Origin of the sequence: Millisia brevis NBRC 105863, assembly GCF_001552615.1 — a bacterium.
GTDB lineage: Bacteria > Actinomycetota > Actinomycetes > Mycobacteriales > Mycobacteriaceae > Millisia > Millisia brevis.
Genome location: NZ_BCRN01000005.1, coordinates 100,997 through 117,737, shown reverse-complemented (window position 1 = coordinate 117,737; position 16,741 = coordinate 100,997). Strand labels below are relative to the sequence as shown.

The 16,741-nt window shown below is 70.9% G+C and carries 20 protein-coding genes; 12 read left to right on the top strand and 8 right to left on the bottom strand.

What is annotated here, in order from left to right; genetic code table 11:
• Positions 1-3 precede the first annotated feature (3 nt).
• The 4 genes from lplAB to MB1_RS08820 form a co-directional block, all read right to left on the bottom strand.
• On the bottom strand, positions 4-1,056 hold the full coding sequence (lplAB, locus tag MB1_RS08835; RefSeq protein WP_245650110.1) for a lipoate-protein ligase LplAB: 1,053 nt from the start codon (positions 1,054-1,056) through the stop codon (positions 4-6).
• A 134-nt stretch (positions 1,057-1,190) separates the two neighbouring features.
• A complete protein-coding gene (locus MB1_RS08830; protein WP_066906267.1) occupies positions 1,191-1,571 on the bottom strand; it encodes a VOC family protein in 381 nt (126 codons plus the stop codon).
• A 55-nt stretch (positions 1,572-1,626) separates the two neighbouring features.
• On the bottom strand, positions 1,627-3,021 hold the full coding sequence (locus MB1_RS08825) for a formimidoylglutamate deiminase (RefSeq protein WP_066905861.1): 1,395 nt from the start codon (positions 3,019-3,021) through the stop codon (positions 1,627-1,629).
• Entirely contained in the window at positions 3,018-4,262 is a 1,245-nt protein-coding gene (locus MB1_RS08820; protein ID WP_066905859.1) for an allantoate amidohydrolase, read from the bottom strand. The genes MB1_RS08825 and MB1_RS08820 overlap by 4 nt, the downstream gene beginning before the upstream one ends.
• 102 nt (positions 4,263-4,364) lie before the next feature.
• Here MB1_RS08820 and MB1_RS08815 point away from each other — a divergent pair, with 102 nt between their 5' ends.
• From MB1_RS08815 to MB1_RS26300, 3 genes are read left to right on the top strand one after another with little or no spacing between them, the layout of a single operon-like run.
• Complete coding sequence (locus tag MB1_RS08815; protein WP_066905857.1) at positions 4,365-5,216, top strand: TIGR03621 family F420-dependent LLM class oxidoreductase; 852 nt, start codon at positions 4,365-4,367, stop codon at positions 5,214-5,216.
• A gap of 16 nt (positions 5,217-5,232) precedes the next feature.
• On the top strand, positions 5,233-5,541 hold the full coding sequence (locus tag MB1_RS08810) for an NUDIX domain-containing protein (protein WP_218000213.1): 309 nt from the start codon (positions 5,233-5,235) through the stop codon (positions 5,539-5,541).
• Complete coding sequence (locus MB1_RS26300; protein WP_218000212.1) at positions 5,541-5,699, top strand: NUDIX hydrolase; 159 nt, start codon at positions 5,541-5,543, stop codon at positions 5,697-5,699. Before MB1_RS08810 ends, MB1_RS26300 begins: the two co-directional genes overlap by 1 nt.
• Before the next feature lie 29 nt (positions 5,700-5,728).
• Here MB1_RS26300 and MB1_RS08805 read toward each other — a convergent pair whose 3' ends face one another.
• Positions 5,729-6,685 carry an AraC family transcriptional regulator gene (locus MB1_RS08805; protein ID WP_066905855.1) on the bottom strand — a complete coding sequence of 319 codons (957 nt, stop codon included), beginning with the start codon at positions 6,683-6,685 and terminating at the stop codon, positions 5,729-5,731.
• Between the two features lie 172 nt (positions 6,686-6,857).
• Between MB1_RS08805 and MB1_RS08800 the strand changes: the two genes are divergently transcribed.
• The 4 genes from MB1_RS08800 to MB1_RS08785 all read left to right on the top strand — a co-directional run bounded on the left by MB1_RS08800 (position 6,858) and on the right by MB1_RS08785 (position 9,942).
• Positions 6,858-7,673 (top strand): Rossmann-fold NAD(P)-binding domain-containing protein, encoded by an 816-nt coding sequence (locus MB1_RS08800; protein WP_066905853.1) that lies wholly within the window; start codon positions 6,858-6,860, stop codon positions 7,671-7,673.
• On the top strand, positions 7,670-8,140 hold the full coding sequence (locus MB1_RS08795) for an anthrone oxygenase family protein (RefSeq protein WP_066905851.1): 471 nt from the start codon (positions 7,670-7,672) through the stop codon (positions 8,138-8,140). Before MB1_RS08800 ends, MB1_RS08795 begins: the two co-directional genes overlap by 4 nt.
• Positions 8,141-8,254: 114 nt before the next feature.
• Positions 8,255-8,623, top strand: a complete 369-nt coding sequence (locus MB1_RS08790) for a DUF427 domain-containing protein (RefSeq protein WP_066905849.1) — start codon at positions 8,255-8,257, stop codon at positions 8,621-8,623.
• Between the two features lie 77 nt (positions 8,624-8,700).
• On the top strand, positions 8,701-9,942 hold the full coding sequence (locus MB1_RS08785) for an amidohydrolase family protein (protein WP_218000211.1): 1,242 nt from the start codon (positions 8,701-8,703) through the stop codon (positions 9,940-9,942).
• On the opposite strand, the gene MB1_RS08780 is transcribed toward MB1_RS08785, so the two are convergent.
• From MB1_RS08780 to MB1_RS08770, 3 genes are all read right to left on the bottom strand, one after another.
• A complete protein-coding gene (locus MB1_RS08780) occupies positions 9,914-10,846 on the bottom strand; it encodes a nicotianamine synthase family protein (protein ID WP_066905843.1) in 933 nt (310 codons plus the stop codon). The genes MB1_RS08785 and MB1_RS08780 overlap by 29 nt on opposite strands.
• Positions 10,834-11,406, bottom strand: a complete 573-nt coding sequence (locus tag MB1_RS08775) for a GNAT family N-acetyltransferase (RefSeq protein WP_169801626.1) — start codon at positions 11,404-11,406, stop codon at positions 10,834-10,836. Before MB1_RS08775 ends, MB1_RS08780 begins: the two co-directional genes overlap by 13 nt.
• Positions 11,407-11,627: 221 nt before the next feature.
• Positions 11,628-12,005, bottom strand: a complete 378-nt coding sequence (locus tag MB1_RS08770) for a RidA family protein (RefSeq protein WP_066906265.1) — start codon at positions 12,003-12,005, stop codon at positions 11,628-11,630.
• 67 nt (positions 12,006-12,072) lie between these two features.
• On the opposite strand from MB1_RS08770, the gene MB1_RS08765 reads away from it, so the two are divergent.
• The 5 genes from MB1_RS08765 (at position 12,073) to MB1_RS08745 (ending at position 16,737) form a co-directional block, all read left to right on the top strand.
• Positions 12,073-12,468, top strand: a complete 396-nt coding sequence (locus tag MB1_RS08765) for an MmcQ/YjbR family DNA-binding protein (RefSeq protein WP_066905839.1) — start codon at positions 12,073-12,075, stop codon at positions 12,466-12,468.
• A 221-nt stretch (positions 12,469-12,689) separates the two neighbouring features.
• Positions 12,690-13,721: a FecCD family ABC transporter permease gene (locus tag MB1_RS08760; RefSeq protein ID WP_066905837.1), complete on the top strand. Its 1,032-nt coding sequence runs from the start codon at positions 12,690-12,692 to the stop codon at positions 13,719-13,721.
• Positions 13,718-14,833, top strand: coding sequence for a FecCD family ABC transporter permease (locus tag MB1_RS08755; RefSeq protein WP_084351259.1), 1,116 nt, complete (start codon positions 13,718-13,720; stop codon positions 14,831-14,833). The genes MB1_RS08760 and MB1_RS08755 overlap by 4 nt, the downstream gene beginning before the upstream one ends.
• Positions 14,830-15,702: an ABC transporter ATP-binding protein gene (locus MB1_RS08750; protein WP_066905835.1), complete on the top strand. Its 873-nt coding sequence runs from the start codon at positions 14,830-14,832 to the stop codon at positions 15,700-15,702. Before MB1_RS08755 ends, MB1_RS08750 begins: the two co-directional genes overlap by 4 nt.
• 48 nt (positions 15,703-15,750) lie before the next feature.
• A complete protein-coding gene (locus tag MB1_RS08745) occupies positions 15,751-16,737 on the top strand; it encodes an ABC transporter substrate-binding protein (protein ID WP_245650109.1) in 987 nt (328 codons plus the stop codon).
• Positions 16,738-16,741 lie beyond the last annotated feature (4 nt).

The window sequence follows — 16,741 nt, the reverse complement described above, 5'->3', positions numbered from 1 at the left end:
GTTTCACGGCACTCGGTGCGTCCACTCCGCGGTGCCGAACTTGTCGGCCACCAATTCCTTCGCCTGCTGCAACTCGGTCTCGGTGTACGCCGAATCGTTGGTGGCATAACGGGATCGGAAGGTATTGGCAAACGAGTCGAAGATCGCCTCCCGGGTCAGGCCGGTCTGCGACCGCATCGGATCGACCCGCTTGTTCGCGCTGGCGATGCCCTTGCCGCTGAGCTTTTCCCGGCCGATCCGCAGCACCTCGACCATCTTGTTCGCGTCGATGTCGTAGGCCATCGTTACGTGATGCAGAACCACTCCGGGATAACGCTTCTGGGCGGCGCCGCCGATCTTTCCGGCGTCGGAGGCGATGTCGTTGAGCGGCACATACCGAGCGTTGACGCCGACCTCGCCCAGCGCCGCGAGCACCCACTCGTCGAGGAAGGCGTAGGAGCGTTCGAAGCTCAACCCCTCGACCAGGGACGAGGGGACGGTCAACGAGTAGGTGATGCAGTTGCCCGGTTCCATGAACATCGCTCCGCCGCCGGAGATGCGGCGCACCACGTCGATGCCGTGCCGGGCGGCGCCGTCGGGGTCGATCTCGTTGCGGTAGCTCTGGAACGAACCGATGACCACCAGCGGCGAATCCCAGTCCCAGAAGCGCATCGTCGGCGGGCGGGTCCCGGCGGCGACCTCGCGGGCGATCACCTCGTCGAGGGCGACATGCATCACCGGGGGAAGGACGGTCGGCGCGATCAGGTCGAAGGTGTGATCGCCCCACCCGGTGGCGTAGCCGAGGGCACGGCGAACCGCGATGGCGATCGCCTCGGTGGTGAAGCCGACCAGGTCGACGTCCCGGACCGCGACGTTCAACGCTCCGACGATGTGCTCGACACCGGCGTCGGTCGACAGGCCGGTCAGTGCGGCATTGATGTCCTCGAGCGCGCTGTCGGGTTCGAGGAAGAAGTCGCCCGACAGCCGAGCGGTGGCGATCCGGTCGCCCTCGGTCTCGAGATCGACGACGACAAGCTTGCCGCCCGGAACCTTGTATTCACCGTGAAGAATCGCCACACCCGACGATAACCCCGCCGCTCGACGCGGTGTTCCCCCACGGCTGCGCCCGCCGGGCAGGTGTGATCGCCGCAACGCCGACGCCCGCGTGCGCGACCGACCGCGCCCGGCGCGGACCGCCGGGCGCGGGGGTGTCAGTCCCCGGCGTTGGCGGTGTGACAGACCGCCTCGACGTTGTTGCCGTCCGGGTCGCGCACGAAGGCGCCGTAGTAGTGCTCGTGGTACTCCGGCCACAACCGGGGCTCGTGCAGCGACTCGGCGCCCTGCGCGATCGCGGCGTCGTAGAAGGCGCGCACGTGCGCGGCGTCGGGCGCGGTGAAGGCGAAGTGGTTCTCCCGGTTGGCGCCGACACCGTCGAAGGTGCTGATCCAGAAGTCGGGATGTCCCGGCACGCCGTAGCCGACCGCCACGCCGTAGTCCATCTGCCGGGCGAAGCCCAGCGGCTCGAGGACGGCGTCGTAGAAGGACTTGGCCGCGTCGAGGTCGGCGCAGTTGATACCGAAGTGATCGATCATGCGGTCATCCTGCACCCGACCACCGACAGGTCTCGAGCGTCGAAGATCTCGAGCCTCAGCCGAGTAGAGCGCCGATCGAGCGACCGAGTTGCGCGGCCGCGTCCGGCACGGTGACATGCCGACGTTCGGTGACCACCGGACGGCCATCGACCACCACATCGGTGACGTCGGCGGCCGAGGCGGCGAAGACGATGTTCTCCGGTGTCGCCCCACCGCCGGCGGTGCGGATCGACGCGATGTCGACCGCGACGAAGTCGGCGCGCATCCCGGCCCGCAGAATCCCGGCGTCGTCCCACCCGAGCGCCTTCTGCCCGTCGAGGGTCGCGGCCCGCAGCAGCCGCTGCGCGTCGATGACCCCGCGTTCGCGGCGGCCGAGGCGCTCGTCGAGCTCGACCGCCCGCGCCTCCTCGAACAAATCGATCACCGCATGGCTGTCCGACCCCAGGCTGAACAGTCCACCGCCGGCCAACAACGCCGGGGCGGGACCGATCCCGTCGCCGAGATCGCGCTCGGTGGTCGGACAGAAGCAGACCCCGGTGCCGGAGGTCTTCAGGTCGGTCAGATCGCCCTTGGTCAGGTGCGTGGCGTGTACGGCGGTGGTCCGCGGGCCGAGCGCGCCCACGTCCCGCAGCACCGCGGTGGGGGTGCGGCCGTGAACGGCGAGGCATCGGTCGATCTCGGAGGTCTGCTCCGACGAGTGCACGTGCAGCGGCGCCCGGTGGCTGTCCGCCCAGGCGACCACCTCGGGCATCTGCGCGATCGGCACCCCGCGCACCGAATGGATCGCCGCACCCACCACCACATTCGGGTGGGCGTCGAGGTCCTTCGCCAACTGGTCGACCCGCAGCGCCCAGTCGACCCCGCTGCCGTCGCCGAAGCGCTGCTGCGGCCCCTCGGCCAGCGGGGAGCCGTCCGGTGCCGACGACAGGTAGCAGGTATCGAGCAGCGTCAGCCGGATACCCGCGTCCGCCGCCGCGCGCACCAGGGCGTGCCCCATCTCGTTCGGATCCGCGTACGGCGTGCCGCCAGGGGCGTGGTGCAGATAGTGGAACTCGCCGACGGAGGTGATTCCGGTGAGCGCCATCTCGGCGTAGACACCCCGGGCGAGCGCGTAGTAGCTGTCCGGGTCGAGGCGCCCCGCCGCCCGGTACATCGTGTCGCGCCACGTCCAGAAGGTGCCGCGCTCGCGCTGGGTATGCGACCGCAGCGCCCGATGGAAGGCATGCGAGTGGGCGTTGCCCATACCCGGAATCGTCAGGCCCGGCAGCCGATGTGCGTCCGCCGGGGCGTCGGTCCCGGCGGTCACGGTGAGGATGTACCCGTCGGCGACCGTGATCGTCACCCCGGATTCGACGAGATCGCCGCCGAGCCAGGCATATTCGCACCACCAGGTGCTGTCGGTCGACTCCGTCCGCGGCGCTGCGACAGGAACGGCGGGGGCAGTGGTCACGTGGATTCTCCGTGATCGGTGGTGGTCCAATCGACCATCACATCGGCGAGGACGGCCGCCCCCGTGCGGCAATCCTCGAGGGTGGCGAACTCTTCGGGCGAATGCGAGATCCCGGTGGGATTGCGCACGAACAACATCGCGGTCGGCACGGTCGACGCCAGAATCCCGGCGTCGTGCCCGGCCTGGGTCGGCAGCACCGGAATGTCCCCGAGGTGGGCGAGCGCGCGGCGCAGTCGGGTGCGCGGGGCCTCCGGGAATTCGACGATCGGGGTCACCGATTCGGCGGTGACCTCCAGGGTGATGCCGTCGCCGGCGGCGGCCTCCGCGGCGCGTGCCCGGATCAGGTCGACCATCGCGGTCAGCGCGGCCTCGTCGGCGGCCCGGGCGTCCAGCCAGGCGCGGACCTCCGAGGGGATCGCGTTGGTGCCGTTCGGTGCGGTGAGGATCTTGCCGAAGGTCGCGACCGCCTCGTGGTCGCGGGCCGCGGAGCGTGCGGCGTGCACGGTCGTGGCGAAGGCGAGCATCGGGTCGTGCCGGTCGACCAGGCGGGTGGTGCCGGCGTGGTTGGCCTCGCCGCCGAAGGTGAAGCGCCACCGGCCGTGCGGCCAGATCGTCGAGGCGACGGCGATCGGCTTGTCGACCAGATCGAGCGCGCGGCCCTGCTCGACGTGCAGTTCGACGAAGACCCCGACACGCTCGGCGAGCCCGGGGTCGACGCCGATATGCTGCGGATCGCGGCCGGCGCGGGTCATCGCCTCGGCCAGCGTCGTGCCGTCGATATCGGTCAGCCGGCGGGCGGCGTCGGGATCGAGCGACCCGGTGGCCAATCGCGACCCGACGCAGGCGACCCCGAAGCGGGCGCCCTCCTCGTCGGAGAACGCGGTGACCGCCACCGGCACCCGCGGCACGATGCCGCGTTCGCGCACGATGTCGACGGCGACAAAGGCCGAGACCACACCGAGCGGGCCGTCGAAGGCGCCACCGTCGGGTACCGAATCCAGGTGCGAGCCGGTGACGAAGGCGCCGCGGGGATCGCCGGTCCAGCCGGGCGGCAGCCACCACGCCCAGAGGTTGCCGTTGCGATCCTCCTCGACGTCCATCCCACGGGTGGTCGCCGCGCCGACGAACCACTCGCGCAGGGTCGCGTCCGCGGTCGACCAGGCGAACCGCCGATATCCTCCGGAATCGCCGTCGCGACCCACGTCGAGGATCTCGGTCCACAGGGAGTCGAAGGCGGCCACGGCTCGAGCTTACTGCCGGCCGCCGACTCGGCCGGGACCGTCGGTAGTGTCCTCGAACGGTTGTCGAAGGCATTGAACTATCGATAGCGGGAGGGGCGGCACATGGCGGAACAGGTGCGTTTCGGGGTCAACCTGATGGGGGCCGGAACCGGGGTGGAATTTCTCGACCGGGTGCGCGCGGCGGCCGACGCCGGGGTCGACGTGGTGATGGTGCCCGACCATCTCGGGTTCATCGCCCCGATGCCCGCGCTGGTGGCGGCCGCGACCGTGGCGCCGCGGGTGCGGCTGGGAACGTTTGTGCTCAATGCCGGCTTCTACCGCCCGGCGCTGCTGGCACGCGATCTGGCGACGCTCGATCAGCTGACCGACGGCCGGCTCGAAATCGGCCTCGGTGCGGGCTACGTCGAAGCGGAATTCGACCGTGCCGGAATCCCGTTCGGTACCGCCGGCCAGCGCGTCACGCACCTCGAGGAGACCCTCGACTATCTGATCGCGGCCAGGGAAGATCCGGAACTGGCGCCGAGTTTCGCCCAGTCGCCGACGCCGATCATGGTGGCGGGCAGTGGGAATCGGGTGCTGTCGATGGCGGCGCGCAAGGCGGATATCGTCGCGCTGTCGGCGGTCCCGAGCCGGGAGGTCCTGATCGAACGGGCGCAGTACGTCTGGGACAAGGCGGCGGACCGCGAGACGCAGCCGGAGCTGAACATCATCATCTTCGACCTCGCGATCGATCGGGAACCGAACCTCGAGGCCCTGCGCTCGGTGTCGCCCGGGACTCCCGACGAAGCATTACTCGGGTCGATGAACGGCCTGTCCGGCTCGCCCGAGGAGGTCGCCGACCACATCCGGGACCTGCAGGCGCAGACCGGCCTGTCCTACTTCACCGCGATCGAGCCGTCGGACGACGACCTGCGCGGCCTGGCCCGTGTCATCGACCGGCTGCGCGAACACTGAGCCGGGCGCAGAACCAATGACCGACCGCTTCCGCGTCGTGGCGGCCGTCCACCTCCTGCTGGTGCACCGCGACAGCATCCTGCTCCTGCGGCGCTTCAACACCGGATACGAGGACGGCAACTACGGTCTGCCCGCCGGCCATCTCGACGGCGAGGAGACCGTCACGGCGGCGATCGTGCGCGAAGCGCGGGAGGAGACCGGCATTCGCCTCACGTCGCAGGACCTGCGGACCGTGCACGTCATGCATCGGAACATCCCCGGCGGCGGCCACGAGCGGATCGACTTCTTCCTGACCGCCGACCGGTGGGAGGGCTCCCGCGGGTGATGGAGCCCAACAAGTGCGACGAGGTGCGCTGGTTTCCGTTGGATGCCCTTCCGGACAACACCATCGCGTACGTGCGGTTCGCCATCCTCGCCGCCCTGCGCGACGGCCGCTCCTTCTCCGAGTACGGCTGGCGCACCGCCCCCAGTCCCCCGGAGTGACACTTTCCGCTCGGGAACCGCAGTGATCGTCACACCGGCGCGGGGACCGGGGTGGGTGCGGCGGCTCGACGGCGGTGCGCGGCGGGGCTGGTGCCGTATTCGCGGCTGAACGCGGCGCTCAGGGCGAGGCCGGAGGAGTAGCCGACCCGCGCGGCGATCGCGTCGAGCGTCAGGGAACGGTCGACGAGCAGGTCGCGGGCCAGCGCCAGGCGCCACCGGGTCAGATAGCGCAACGGCGGCAGGCCGACCGACGCGGTGAACCGGGCGGCCAGGGTCGCGCGGGAGACCGCGGTCCGATCGGCCAACGAGGCGACCGTCCACGCCCGCTCCGGCTCGGTGTGCATGGCCTCCAAGGCGATTCGCGCGACCGGATCGTCCACGCCGGCCAGCCACGGGGCGTCGGCCGGTGGTTGCGCGGCGGCGAAGGCGCGGATCGCCTCGATGGTCAGCACGTCGATCAGCCGGTCGAGCACCACGCTCTGCCCCAGGCCGTCGGTAACCAGTTGTCGGGCAACGTGATCGGTGAGCGCGGCGTCCAGCGTCCCGGCGGGCACCACCGCCACCTCGGGCAGCACATCGGTCACCAGGCGGCCGACGCTGCCGACATCGGCGTAGGAGGCAACGATCACCGTGTCCGGGCCCGCCGGATCGTTGCCCCACTGCCGAAGTCCGTGCGCGAAAGCAAGATCCAGCGCCGCTCCGTCGGGGGTGACGCATCGCTGGTCGGGCTCGATCACCGCGATGGTCGCGCTGTCCGCGGCGTCGGCGACGCGGTAGGGGCGCGGACCGCGGACCAGGGCGATATCGCCGACGGTCAACGATTCGTGGCGCGAGCCGATCGTGATCCGGCAGGATCCCGACGTCACCACCATCACGGTCAGGGCGGCGCCGTCGCGGATGTCGACCGCCCAGGGGCCGCGCATCGACATCAGAAGGGCGAAGGCGCCCCGGGCGTTGGGGTGCAGGACGTGCGACAGGGGGTCCATGCACCTCAGGCTAGATCATCGCGTATGAAATTCGGGCAGATCCTGATGATTCGTCCGAACGGTGACGTGGGCCCGGCGGGTGGCAGGCCTCGAGAGCGATCTGGACGAACTCGTATGCAATCGGGACGTAGAGATATTCAGAGTCCAGACCGGGGCGGGTTGACTCATCGCCATGACCACTTCAACGATTCTCATCACCGGCGGTACCGGCCGCACCGGACGACGCGTCGCCGATCGGGTTGCCGGACACAACCCGCGGATCACCTCCCGCAGCGGCCCGACCCCCTTCGACTGGGACGACCCCGATACCTGGGATGCCGCCCTGGACGGCTGCTCGGCCGCTTACCTCTGCTACTCCCCCGACCTGGCCCTGCCCGGGGTCGACGACATCATCAAGCGGTTCGTCTCGCGGGCCGGCGCCCTGGGGGTCGACCGACTGGTGCTGCTGTCCGGCCGCGGCGAGGACGGCGCCCGCGCCTGCGAGGACATCGTGCTCGCGGCAACACCGACCGCCACGGTGGTGCGGTGCTCCTGGTTCCAGGAGAACTTCAGCGAACACTTCCTGCGCGGCTCCGTCCTCGCCGGCCGCATCGCCGTTCCCGCCGGCGATGTGCGCGAACCCTTCGTCAGCCTCGACGACGTCGCGGACATCGCGGCCCTGGCCCTGACCTCCGGCGGCTACGACGGCCAGGTCCTGGAACTGACCGGCCCGCAGTCGATCACCTTCACCGAAGCGGCGGACCAGCTGTCGCGGGCGATCGACCGGCCGATCTCCTACGAGTCCGTCGACGGGGAGACCTTCGTCCTCGAACAGGTCGCCGCCGGGGTGCACCCGGACGAGGCCGGGGCGCTGGCCTGGTTGTTCGACGAGGTCCTCGACGGGCGCAATGTTGCGACCACCTCGACGATCGAGCAGGTCCTCGGCCGCCCGGCGCGCTCCTTCGCCGACTACGCCCGATCGGCCGCCGCGGCCGGGGCCTGGTCGTGACCGGCCTGGCGCGGGCCGCGGAGGTGGCGACCACCGTCGCCGCGGTATCAACCGGCCTGGTCGGTGGGGTCTACGCGGCGTTCTCCACGATGGTGATGCCGGCGTTGCGGTCCGGCCCGCCCGCCGAGGCGCTGACGGTGATGCAGCGGATCAATGTGCACGCCCTGCAACCCGGTTTCATGCTGATCTTCTGGGCCTCGGCCGCCGCGTCGGCCGCCGCCCTGGCCCTGAACTGGGTGCCGGGCGGGGCCCGGAGCGGCTGGGCGACGGCCGGCGCCGGTCTCGCGCTCGCCGGCTTCGCGATCACGGTGGTGCTCAACGTGCCGCGCAACAACGCCCTCGCCGGCCTCGACCCGCTGTCGGCGGCGGACCTGCGGACCGCCGGTGATCTGCTCGGTCAGTGGGTGGTCGCCAACCACGCCCGGACCGCGGCCTCGGCGCTGGCATTGGTGGCGTTCCTGCGATGAGCGCGACCGCCCCGCAACTTCGGCGGCCCCCTGTGGCCGCCGACGATCGGGTGAGGCGCCGCGAGCGGAGCATGATGGGAACCGGTGAACGAGAGTCGAGAGAAGGGATCGCCGATGACTCGCACTCCGTTGGTTCCCGATGAGACCCATCCGATCACGATCGAACCGGCGGGAACCCGCGTGCGGGTTCTGGCCGGCGATCGGGTGATCGCCGATACCACCAACGCGCTCGCACTGCGCGAGGCGTCGTATCCGGTGACCTACTACCTCCCACGCGAGGATGTGGCGGCCGAGGTGTTGCGGCCGAGCGGCACCGCCACCTACTGCCCGTACAAGGGCGACGCGTCGTACGTCGACGTCGTCACCGATAGCGGCACGATCCCGGACGCCGCGTGGAGCTATGTCGATGCCTATCCCTCGGTCGCGCCGATCGCGAACCACCTGGCCTGGTATCCCGACAAGGTGACGATCGTGGTGGACTGATCCGCGCCGAGGGCTCTGGGAAACGCGGCTGATCTGCGTCGATGCGCAGATCGGCGGCGATCTCCACTATGGAGGCCGTGAGTGACAACGGCCGCAGCGGTCTCGGTGGGATGGGGACCGGCCGGTCGGCCGTCACCGCGACGGTGGCCTTCGACGGATTTCGCTTCCTCGCCGGCGGCGCGACCGTCCTGATCGAGGGCACCCGCATCGTCGATGTGCTCCCCGCGGCCGCCGGTTCCCCGGACGGCTGGGAGGTCCTCTCCGCCGCCGCGATCCTGCCCGGGCTGATCGATACCCACGTCCACCTGGTGGGCAGCGGCGAGCCCGACGCCCTGCGGGTCGACATCGATCGAACCGCGGAGCAGCGTGCGGAGGTGATCGAGCGGTCGCTGGCCCAACAGCTCGCGGCCGGCGTGACCACGGTCCGCGACCTCGGCGACACCGACTGGGCGGTCGGCGAACGCGGCGCCCGCCCCGGCGAGCCGACGGTGCTGTCCTCCGGCCCGCCGATCACCATCCCCGGTGGGCACTGCGCGGCGATGGGCGGAACCGCCGCGGGCACCGATCAGCTGCGGGCGGCGGTCGCGGAGCGGGCCGAACGCGGCGCCGACATCGTCAAGATCATGGTCAGCGGCGGCGCGATGACCGCCGGTTCCAATCTGCTCGCCCTGCAGTACTCCGAGGACGACGTGCGCCTGGTGGTCGACGAGGCGCATCGCCGCGGGCTCGCGGTCACCGCGCACGCCCATTCGCTCGAATCGGTCCGCCTCTGCCTGCGCGCCGGCGTCGACGCGATCGAGCACTGCTCCTGCCTGACCGAGACGGGGGTGGTCGACCCACCCGACCTCGGCGGCGCGCTCGCCCGCTCCGAGGTGCTGGTCACCCCGACGTTCGGCCGCCTGCCCGAACTGGCGCCCTCACCGCAGGCCGAGGCGCTGTCGCGGGCCACCGGCTTCTCCCTCGCCGATCGCTTCACCCAGGTGGGCGGTTTCCACCGGGCCGGGGTGCGCCTGTCCGCGGGCTCGGACGCCGGTATCCACCCCGCCAAACCTCATGGTGTACTTCCGCTTTCGGTGCTCGAACTGGTCGGCTGCGGACTGCCGGTCGCCGACGCCCTCGCGACCGCGACCGGGGCCGCGGCGGAAGGGATCGGACTGGCCGGCCACGGGGTGCTGCGCCGGGGTGCCCGCGCCGACCTGCTCCTGCTCGACGGCGACCCGGCGACCGACCCGGCCGCGCTGCTGCGCCCCGACACGATCATCCTCGCCGGCACCCCGATCACCGCACCGGTCAGCGGCGGGTCACCCACACCGAGTTGACCACCTCGTCCATCGGGTGCACCAGCGACACCGGGGTCAGCCCACCGGCGATCACGTCGTCGACGGAGACATCCGGGTAGAGCATCGTGCGCAGTTCGGCCGCGCTGCGGATCACCACATGGGTGCCCGGGGCGACCGCCGCCGACACCGCGCGCAGCACCCGGCGCTTCGCGACCCGGTCCATCCCGACCAGCGCGGCCACGATCACCAGGTCGCAGTCGGTCAGTGCGGCGGCCATGTCACTCGGCCGGGACGCGTCCGCCTCGACCGTGCGGATCGAGCCGCCGGGCTGCACCCGGGCCAGCAGACGCTCCGCGCGCCGGATCGCGGGCGGCGAATTGTCGATGACGTCCATCCGGCAGTCGAGCGCCCGATGGGTGAGCAGCGCGCTCAACGGAAGTGGGCCACCGCCGAGGAACGCGATACGGCTGTGGGAGCCGCCGGACCAGCCGGCGCCGGCCAGCGCGCCGAGTTCCAGGCGCACCAACCGGTGATAGTTCTCGATATAGGGAAAGGCCGCCAGCTCGGTCTCCGGGTCGGCGGACGCGCAGACCCGTTGGGCCCAGCGCGTTTCCAGCCGACCCTCGCCCTCGGCGCAGATGCGCAGCAGGTCGGAGCGCAGGTCGATCAGCCGCTGATCCGCCAGGACCGCAGCCGCCCCGACGCCCGGTGCGGCGATGCAGGTACGCACGAGCTCGGTGAACAATCGATCGGTCTGCGGGCCGGGATCCAGCGTCGGGCAGGCGGCGAGCTGGTCGTGGCAGGCGACGATCCGTTCCACGATGGTGGGTGGCACGGCGTCGGTGGCAGTGGCAGCGGCATCGGTGGCGGCGGGAGCGGCCTCGGTCGGGATCGGGGCCGCGGGAATCCGTTCCTCGAGGGCGGTGGGCGTCACCGGCGACACTCGCGAAGTGTTGCGGCAACGTCCAATTCGAAGTGCACGGTGTTGTGCGGGTCGGGTCGCGCGTCGTGCACCATCGTCGTCGGCATCGACCGCCAGTACGCTTCGGCGCCCGGCACGGACGCGTCGGTGTGCAGGTAGACGGTGCGGTAGCCGCCGTCGGTCACCGCCCAGTCGGCGGACGCGACCGTCAGCGCCCGGGCGGCCCCCTGTCGGCGCGCCCGCGGGGCGATCCAGACGCGCACCAGCTGGCAGACCTCGGGGCGGTTGTAGCGGTCGGCGAGCCACTGCGGGTTGGGCGGGCAGGCGAGAGTGCAGGGCCGAATCCCCGCTGTCCCCAACATCTTTCCGTCGGCATCCCGGGCGACGAAGAGCGCCCACCCCGGCCGGTCGAGGTAGGCGGCGCGCAGATCGTCCAGGTCGCGATGCCAGCGCGGTTGGTAGCCGCCGAGGTCGGAGTCGAGGACCTCGCGCATGATCGCGCTCGCCTCCGCGAGATCCTCCGGGCGGGCGCGGCCGGCCGTCAGACCTCCGCGCCGCGTCGCAGCCAATGTGCGGTCCATCGTTGTCCCCCCAAGTGATTCGGTGTCGAACGGTGATTCGGTGTCGAACGGTCGCGCGCCGGGAACCGGTCCGGCAACCATCGGGTCGACTGTGCTTCGCGCCGACTTCCGTCCGGGAAACGGTACCGCCGACGGTTTGTCGATGGGGGTGCTCCCCGGGTCGATGGCGCCCGTCGTCGCGCTCGCGCGCTACCGTAGCACTTTGTCGACAATCGTTATCATTAAGGGTGGGACGATCCGACGACGGCGTCCACTTCGATCTCGACGCACAGCTCCGGTGCGATCAGCGCGGCGACCTGCACCATCGTCGCCGCCGGTCGAATCTCGCCGAAGACGCGGCGGTGTTCGGCGCCGATCTGCGGCCACGCGGTGATGTCGGTGACAAAGATGCGGGTGCGCACCACGTCCGACAGCTCCGCTCCCGCCTCGGCGAGCGCCGCCCCGATCCGCTCGAGCGCGCTGCGGGTCTGCTCGGCGGGGCCGACGCCGATGCCGGTGGTGCCGGATACCCAGACGTGGTCGCCGACGCGCACCGCGCGCGAGTAGCCGACCTGGTCCTCCCAGACCGCCCCCGAGGACACCTTCCGCCGCTGCGACATGACCGTCATCGTGCCAGTCGCCGCGCAACCCGTCCCGCGAAACCGATTCCACCCTAGGCTCGGGGCCATGGGCCATCCCCGGATGTTCGCCGACGACGATCCGATCCTCGCGCGGGTGCGCGAGCTGGCCCTGGCGCTGCCCGACAGCGACGAGAAGGTCTCGCACGGCCGCCCCGCCTTCTTCACCACCAAGGTCTTCGCCTACTACGGCGGATCGGTCCGGGTCGACGGGGTCTGGACCCAGCATCCGCATTCGCTGGTGGTCCGACCGGACCCCGGCGACGAACGGGCCCTGCGCGACGACGTCCGCGGCTACGTGCCCGCCTATCTCGGGCCGTCCGGCTGGCTCGGCCTCGACCTCCACATCGGCGCCGACTGGGACGAGGTCGCCGAGCTGCTCGACGCCTCCTACCGGCTGACCGCGCCGAAACGCAGCATCCGGCGCCTCGACGCCGCCGACTGATCCGCCTCGATGCCTCGACGCAGGGGGCCGGTCGCGGCAGCTACCTATCGCGGCGACCGGCGGTGTCGGATATCGTCCGAGCCGAAACGACATAGGCTAGGCTCGCCGAACACGAGGTCCCGGAGTGGTGTCGGTCCGGATCCTGCTGTCCCTCGGCGTTCGCGTCGCTGCATATCCCTCGGCGTTCGCGCCGCCGGATGTCACGGAGTTCAGGAGTTCCGATGTCCACTGCCGTCGCGACGCCGGTCCCGACGCGGCCCGGCACGCTGTCGCGGTCGGTGGTCCTCGCCGCGCTGGCCGCGGGCCTGATCGCGCTGATCGCCGCCGGATTCTTCGTAGGTTCCGGCAACTACACGATCGCCGACGCCTGGGGCGCGCTGTGGGGCCGCGGCGACGCGACCACCCTCGAGGTCATCCGCAACTCCCGCGTCCCGCGCACCCTGCTCGCGGCGGTGGTCGGCGCCGCCCTCGGCGCGGCCGGGGCGATCATGCAGGGCCTGACCCGCAACCCCCTGGCCGACCCGGGCATCCTCGGCGTCAACGCCGGCGCCTACTTCGCGATGATCGTCGGCGCCCTGGCCTTCGGAATCGCCAGCACCACCGGCTACGTCGCCTCCGCGATGGTCGGCGCCTTCCTCGCCGCCACGCTGGTCTACTTCGTCGGATCGCGCGGGGCCAGCGGGGCCTCGCCCGCCAAGCTGGTGCTCGCCGGGGTGGCCGCCGGGTCGATCTTCGCGGGCGTCGGCTTCGGATTGACGATGATCGACCCCAAGACCTTCGACGCGATCCGCTCGTGGCAGGTCGGCACCCTCGACGGGCGCGGCTGGCCGCAGCTCGACATCGTGTGGATCCCCGTCTTCATCGGCTTGCTCGCCGCGCTGCTGCTCATTCCCTACCTCAACGGCCTGGCCCTCGGCGACGACCGGGCCCGCGCGCTCGGTGTCCCGGTCGGGCGGGTGCGGCTGGCCGGCTTCGTGATCGTCACCGTGCTCTGCGGGGCCGCCACCGGCGCGCTCGGCCCGATCACCTTCATCGGCCTGATGGTCCCGCACGCGGTGCGCATGCTCTTCGGCCCGGACAACAAATGGCTGATCCCGACGACGATGCTCGTCGGGCCGATCGTGATGGTCGGCTCCGATCTGATCGCCCGCATCGCGACACCCAACGAACTGCCCGTCGGCATGATCACCGCGTTCATCGGCGCCCCGGTGCTGATCTACCTGGTCCGACGCAAGGGGGTCTCCGACTCGTGACCGCGCAGCAGGACCTCCCCGCCGCCCCACCGCCACCCGCGGCGCGCACCCGCGTGCCGGCGCAGTGGCCGCGCCGCATCCGCTTCCTGCGGATCGGTGGTATCAGCCTCAAGATCGACCTGGCGACGGTCGCGATCACCGTGGCGCTCCTGCTGATCGCCCTGGTCGTCGGCACCTGGGCGCTCGGCGTCAGCACCACCGCCAGCCCGCACCTGCGCTTCGGGGAGATCCTCGGCGTGCTGGTCGGCCAGGTCGCCGGCGATCCCGCCAAACGGGTGGCCGCGGCGCTGCCCGCGGTGCTGGTCGCCGCCCTCGGCGGGGCGTCGCTGGCCCTCTCGGGCGGCATCTTCCAGACGATCACCCGCAACCCGCTCGGCAGCCCGGACATCATCGGCTTCACCACCGGCGCCTATACCGGCGCGCTGATCGCGCTGCTGGTACTCAACGCCGGCTCCTCGGGCGCGATGATCGGCGCGCTGCTCGGATCGCTGCTCACCGGCGTCGCGGTCTACTGGTTCGGCATGCGCGGCGGCACCGGCGGCTACCGCCTGGTGGTGGTCGGCGTCGGCATCGCGGCGATGCTCACCGCGTTCAACGGCTATCTGATCGCGACGTCCAACCTGCAGAACGCCGCCTCGGCCGCCGCCTGGGGGATCGGCAATCTGCGCGACCTGCGGATGGCCGACACCGTGCCGATCCTGATCACCCTGCTGATCCTGGTGCCGCTGCTGGTGATCGTCGCGCCGCGGATGCGGATGTTCGAGCTCGGTCCCGACTCGGCGCAGAGCAAGGGCGTCGACGTCGGCCGCGCCCGGCTCTATCTGCTGCTGCTCGGCGTCGGCTTCGCCGCGGCGACCACCGCCGTCGCCGGACCGATCGCCTTCGTCGCACTGGTCGCCCCGCAGGTTGCCGCCCGGATCTCCCCGGCGCCCGGCATCCCGCTGGTGACCTCGGCCGCCGTCGGCGCCGCGCTGCTGGTCATCTGCGACACGATCGCCCGCACGATCCTCGCCCCGACCACCCAGCTGCCCGTCGGCGTCGTCACCACCGCCGTCGGCGGCGCGTACCTGCTGGGACTGCTCCTCGTTCAAGCGCGAAAGGCCGGGTCATGACCGATACCCCCACCGGGGCGACAACCGGCACGCAACGCCTGACCGGCGCCGGGCTGCGCGTCGGCTACGGCGACCGCACGATCATCGCCGACCTCGATGTCGCGATCCCCGACGGCTCGTTCACGGTGATCGTCGGGCCGAACGCCTGCGGCAAGTCGACCCTGCTGCGCACCCTGTCGCGGCTGCTCGTCCCGCAGACCGGTGCGGTGCACCTCGACGAGCGGGATGTGAAGTCCTACGGCGGCAAGGAATTCGCCAAGCAGGTCGGCCTGCTGCCGCAGCAGTCGATCGCCCCGGACGGCATCACGATCATCGATCTGGTCTCCCGCGGCCGCTTCCCCTACCAGACGATGTTCCGGCAGTGGACCGACGACGACCAGGCCGCCGTCGACTTCGCCCTGCAGGTCACCCGGCTGACCGAGTTGGCGCAGCGGCCGGTCGAGGCGCTCTCCGGCGGTCAGCGGCAACGGGTGTGGATCGCGATGGCGCTGGCCCAGAAGACCCCGATCCTGCTGCTGGACGAGCCGACCACCTACCTCGACCTCGCCCACCAGATCGAGGTACTCGAGCTGTGCACCAGCCTCAACCGCGCGGGCACCACCTTGGTCGCGGTGCTGCACGACCTCAACCAGGCCGCCCGCTACGCCACCCACATCATCGCGATGCGCGCCGGCGACATCATCGCGCAGGGACCGCCGGTGGAGATCATCACCGCCGAGATGGTCGAACGCACCTTCGGCGTCCGCTCGCGCATCATCACCGACCCCGAATCGTCGACACCGCTGGTGATTCCGCTCGGTACGGGAGCGATCTCGTTCGACACCGTCCCCGGTGACACCGCGAACCTGCGTGCGTCACAGGGCACATGACCCATCGATCCGCCGTCCATCGGCCGTACCCCCGGGAGAAGTGACCCAGTGATTTCCCTCCGCCGCATGTTCACCGCCGCCGGCGCCGTCGGGTTGGCGCTCGCGATGACCGGTTGCATCCAGTCGGACACCACCGAGAACGTTGTCTACAACGACCCGTCGGCGGACCCGGGCATCGAGTTGCCGGACTCGCCGCGGGTGGTCGCCCTCGGCTGGTCGGACGGCGAGATCGCGCTGAGCCTCGGCGTCAAGCCGGTGGCGATCTACGACTGGATGTCCTTCGGCGAACAGAACAAGGGCGTCGGCCCGTGGATCACCGACGAATTCGGCGACGACAGCCCGGAGATCATCTCCGCGGCGAGCACCGGCGACTTCAACTATCAGCAGATCCAGGAGCTCAACCCCGACCTGATCCTCAACGTGCGCTCGACCTCGGACAGCGCGATCACCGACAGCCTCTCCGCGATCGCCCCGGTGGTCACCGCCCCCGCGGGTACCCCGGACTACGCGGTCAACTGGACGGTGCAGACCGAACTGATCGCCAACGCGCTCGGCAAGAGCGACGAGGGCACCTCCCTGATCGAGGACACCCAGAGCGTGCAGCAGACGATCCGGGACAACAACCCCGACTTCGACGGCAAGACCTTCGTCTGGGGGGTGAAGTTCGGCGATGCCTACGGCGCCTACCTGCCCGGCGACGCGCGTTTCGACACCTTCGCCGAACTGGGATTCGCCGAGTTCCCGCCGGTCGCCGCGCTGCAGAGCCAGGGCTTCTTCGCGTCGGTGCCCGTCGAGCAGGTCTCCGCGCTCGACTCCCAGGTCGCCGTGTTCACCACGATCTCCAAGCCGCTGGCGGAGCTGCAGGGTGACACGCTGCTCAATACCCTGCCGGTGATCGTCGACGGCCGCGCGATCCTGCTGGCCGAGGACGACCCGATCGTGCAGGCGATGGCCGCCGGTACCCCGGTCTCGCTGAAGTTCGCGCTCGAGGGCATCGAGCCGCAGCTCGTCCAGGCGGTCTCGCGCGTCAACTGATTTC